This window comes from Bacteroidales bacterium (assembly GCA_021157585.1).
Lineage (GTDB): Bacteria > Bacteroidota > Bacteroidia > Bacteroidales > UBA12170 > UBA12170.
Window position 1 is genome coordinate 1 of record JAGGWH010000063.1, and the last position, 4145, is coordinate 4145.

The 4145-nt window shown below is 33.2% G+C and carries 3 protein-coding genes; 1 reads left to right on the forward strand and 2 read right to left on the reverse strand.

The features are described 5' to 3' along the window. Window positions 1-241 precede the first annotated feature (241 nt). The gene (locus J7K39_04020; protein MCD6179051.1) at window positions 242-1618 is read right to left on the reverse strand and encodes a tryptophanase; all 1377 of its coding nucleotides are present in this window, start codon (window positions 1616-1618) and stop codon (window positions 242-244) included. Window positions 1619-2111: 493 nt separating this feature from the next. Beyond that, the gene (locus J7K39_04025) at window positions 2112-3122 is read right to left on the reverse strand and encodes a hypothetical protein (protein ID MCD6179052.1); all 1011 of its coding nucleotides are present in this window, start codon (window positions 3120-3122) and stop codon (window positions 2112-2114) included. Between the two features lie 160 nt (window positions 3123-3282). Here J7K39_04025 and J7K39_04030 point away from each other — a divergent pair. After that, window positions 3283-4145 (forward strand): inorganic phosphate transporter (locus J7K39_04030; GenBank protein MCD6179053.1); only part of this gene is annotated, 863 nt, incomplete at its 3' end.

A 4145-nucleotide genomic window follows, 5' to 3' on the forward strand; every position in this document is an offset into this window, starting at 1 on the left:
CATACGGGACGATACTTTCTCGTGATTCGGTTTTACCAATATCGAATCCCTACGGGATTTATATTTATATAATTATGGAGTGCTAAAGATATCTCAGTACCGTAGGTACTAAAGCTTGGTAAAAACACAATCGAAAAATCTCTCGTCCCGTATGGGACGATACTTCTCGTGATTCGGTTTTACCAATATTGAATCCCTACGGGATTATTAATCTCCTGATTAAGCTTTACAGACTAACCTTCTACAATTTCTCCAACTCCACTGTAAAGTGGCGCATAATTGGAGCTTCTTTTATAATTTTTACTCCACGTTTAATCTCATTTCGCTTTGCATAAAGATTACCTAAAGCAACTGCTACATATTCCATATGATTGTTGGTATATGTTCGGCGTGGAATTGCTAGTCGAACTAATTCTAATTCCGGATAGCGGTTTTCGCGAGTAATAGGATCTCGATCTGCCAAAATAGCACCAATTTCCACAGCACGTACACCGGCTTCAATATAAAGCTCGATAGCTAAAGTTTGGGCAGGAAATTCTTCTTTCGGAAGATGAGGTAAAAAACGTTTTACATCAATAAAAATAGCATGACCGCCAAAAGGTTCTTGCATAGGAACACCAAAATCTTTTAAGCGTTGCCCAAGAAATGCCGTTTGTTTGATTCTGGAATCTAAAGTATCAAATTCGGTTCCTTCGTCTAATCCTTGAGCAAGTGCATTCATATCGCGACCCGACATGCCGCCGTAAGTGATAAAGCCTTCGAACATAATGGCGAAAGTGCTGGCTTGCTTAAATAAATCCTCATCTTTAAAACCTATAAAACCGCCCATATTTACTATTGCATCTTTCTTTGAACTCATAGTCATAGCATCGGCATAGCTGAACATTTCTTTCACTATTTCCTTGATGCTTTTATCGGCATAGCCTTTTTCTTTTTGTTTGATAAAATAGGCGTTCTCAGCAAATCGAGCCGAATCAAAAACAACACGAATACCATATTTGCGCGACATTGTATATACTTCACGCAGGTTTTGCATAGAAACGGGTTGCCCTCCCGATGAATTATTGGTTATGGTTACAATAATCATCGGAATTTTTTCCGCAGGATTACTCTTTAATACATTTTCCAGTTTGTTTAAGTCGACATTACCCTTAAAATCGTACTGAGCAGTAGTATCAAAAGCCTCGTCTATTGTACAGTCAATGGCAGTTGCTTTACGGAATTCTATATGACCTTTGGTTGTGTCGAAGTGTGAGTTTCCGGGAACTATCATACCTTCTTTAACTAAAACGGAAAAAAGTACATTTTCTGCCGCTCTACCTTGATGGGTAGGTAAAAAATAAGGAAAGCCAAGAATATTTTCTATGGCATTTTTCATTTTATAATAGGAAGAAGCACCGGCATAACTTTCGTCACCTAACATTATTTCCGACCACTGTTTATCGCTCATTGCTCCTGTGCCTGAGTCGGTTAGTAAATCAACAAAAACTTGATTGCTTTTTAAGTTAAATAAATTGTAATTGGCGTCTTTAATCCACTGTTCACGCTCTTCACGAGTACTTTTTTTAATGGTCTCCACCATTTTTATCTTATAAGATTCTGCAAAAGGTAATTGCATAACAAATCGTTTTAAAAATTAAAAAAATGAAATTATCTAATCGGGAAAAAGCTAGAAATGGTAAGTATCTCTCTTCTTAATATTAAGATAAGGAGATGAAAACATAAACTGATAAAAAGGATAGCTTTTCATAGTCTTATTTTGATTAACAAAAATAAAGATTTTTTTGAGACCAAATTAAATTATAGAAAAAATAATACCTCTAAATGACAATATCTAAGTTCTTTAGTAAAATATTGTTAACTAATTTAGCAAAATTACCGAATGCGGCTTGTGTTATAAGTTATGGCATATTTAGGATTTCTTCTCTACTCAATAAACTCCAGTCTAACAACTAATTATGATTTTAAATGCACCACAATAATCTATTTTATCGAAGAAATTATCAGTGGGAACTGCTTCTGATAATATTATCGTAAAGCACCTCGTAATCGCTTTTCTGCAGGCACTTAGAAAGATAATGCTAAGTATTGTGATTAGGAGAATAGTATTTTCATAATCCAAATTCTATATTTAGATAAATAAATGATTTGTTATTAAGATTTCCGGCATATGGAAACCAACCTTGATAATTTAAAGCCATACGGATTTTAGATATTGGTGTATATTGAATTCCACCTATAATAGCACTTCCGTCTTCTGCTATGTTCCAAGCTTGTATTTCTTTATTTAGGATGTTAGATCTGAAAATATCATATCGACTAAATATTTGAAATTTATCATTAAAAGAATAAGAGGCAGTAGCAGAGAAAATATTTAGGTTCTCATTTAAAGCATTTTTTACATTATACTGTTTGTCGTATTCAAACCCTATGGATATTTTTTTGTCAATTTTATATCCTATAAAATTTGCTATTGTTATTTGGTTGTAATTTTTTGATAAAATATCAATGTATGTTCTTATAATCAGCCCTTTATAGGGTTTGAGAGTGAGGCCGACTGCTGCTTTATAGGTACTGTCGTGTTGTAATATAGCGTTGCCTTCGCCATTAGAAAGGGTTAAATCTATTTCTGCAAACTGATTTATTTTGTAATTGGCAGAAAGTCCTAAATCGGAGGAAGTCCCAAATTTATATTTATCGGTTGCCGATTTTTCAATATAACGATGACCCCAAACTTTTTCCTGAATCTTAAAAAGTTGCATGGGAATAATCCCGAATTTTATATTTAACTTCTCTGTTTCATATTGTAGATAAGCATTTTTAAAATAAGCATATCGCTTTAAAAGAGAGTAGCTCGATGAATTATCCGGACTGCCAATATCTAAAACTATTTTTGATGAAAACCCTTTTTGCAGCTTTATGTTATAGCCTATATAAGCGCGTTTTATTTCTATGGCAGTGGGGTTATTGCCCTTATTTATACCTGAATAGATATCTGTAAATACTAATGCTATTGGCTCTGTAGAATAGCTTTTTATTGTTTTTGTTTCCTGAGATAATAATTGAGAAATATTCCAAAAGAATAAGAATATAATGAATATAAAACGAAAATTTTTAATCATATATCTTTATTTATTTTGCAGCAAAAATCACAAAAAAAAGCATCTAAAATTATTTGTAAAATAAATTAACTTAAAATTAATATTGAGGAAACCTAAGCTTAATATAAATATGTTTTCAGTCTGATATTAATTACGAGTTTTGCATAAAAAGAGATAAAGAATGGATAATATTTATTTAATCTTAGTTGTGGTCTTATTTGCCTTAGCAATAAGTGACCTTATTGTTGGTGTTAGTAATGATGCTGTGAACTTTTTAAACTCGGCCATTGGCTCCAAAGCAGCAAGTTTTAAAATTATTATGCTCATTGCTTCTCTTGGGGTTTTTGTTGGGGCAACTTTCTCCACGGGAATGATGGAAATAGCACGGAAAGGAATTTTTCATCCCGAAATGTTTTACTTCTCTGAGATTATGATCATCTTTTTTGCGGTTATGATTACCGATGTGATTTTGCTCGATACCTTTAATACTCTCGGACTTCCTACCTCAACAACCGTCTCCATTGTTTTTGAGCTTTTAGGAGCTGCCGTAGCCATAGCGATGGTAAAAGTGATGGCGTCTGGTGTTGGCGAAGTCGCCGATTATATCAATTCATCAAAAGCATTGAGTATTATTTTTGGTATTTTACTCTCTGTTTTTGTTGCTTTTGCAGCAGGGGCTATAATTCAATGGATTAGTCGACTAATATTTTCTTTTAAGTTTAATAAAAGCATAAAATATTATGGGTCTATTTGGGGCGGTTTAGCTATTACAGCTATTACTTATTTTATCCTGATAAAGGGTCTTAAAGGTTCAAGTTTTTCTACTTTCGAATTAGATAGTGGGATGCTACTAACGGATTGGATAAAGGAAAATACTTTATTATTATTGTTTTATACATTTATTGCGTGGACTATTATTTTGCAAATGTTTACGTGGATATTTAAAATGAATATTCCAAAATTCATTGTTTTAGTCGGAACTTTTGCCTTGGCAATGGCTTTTGCAGGTAACGATTTAGTGAATTTTATTGGTGTGCCATTAGC

What these genes read in the sequence shown, in the direction of transcription:
- J7K39_04020 (MCD6179051.1), bottom strand. Translation starts at nt 1,618, where the DNA reads ATGCAATTACCTTTTGCAGAATCTTATAAGATAAAAATGGTGGAGACC.
- J7K39_04025 (MCD6179052.1), bottom strand. Translation starts at nt 3,122, where the DNA reads ATGATTAAAAATTTTCGTTTTATATTCATTATATTCTTATTCTTTTGG.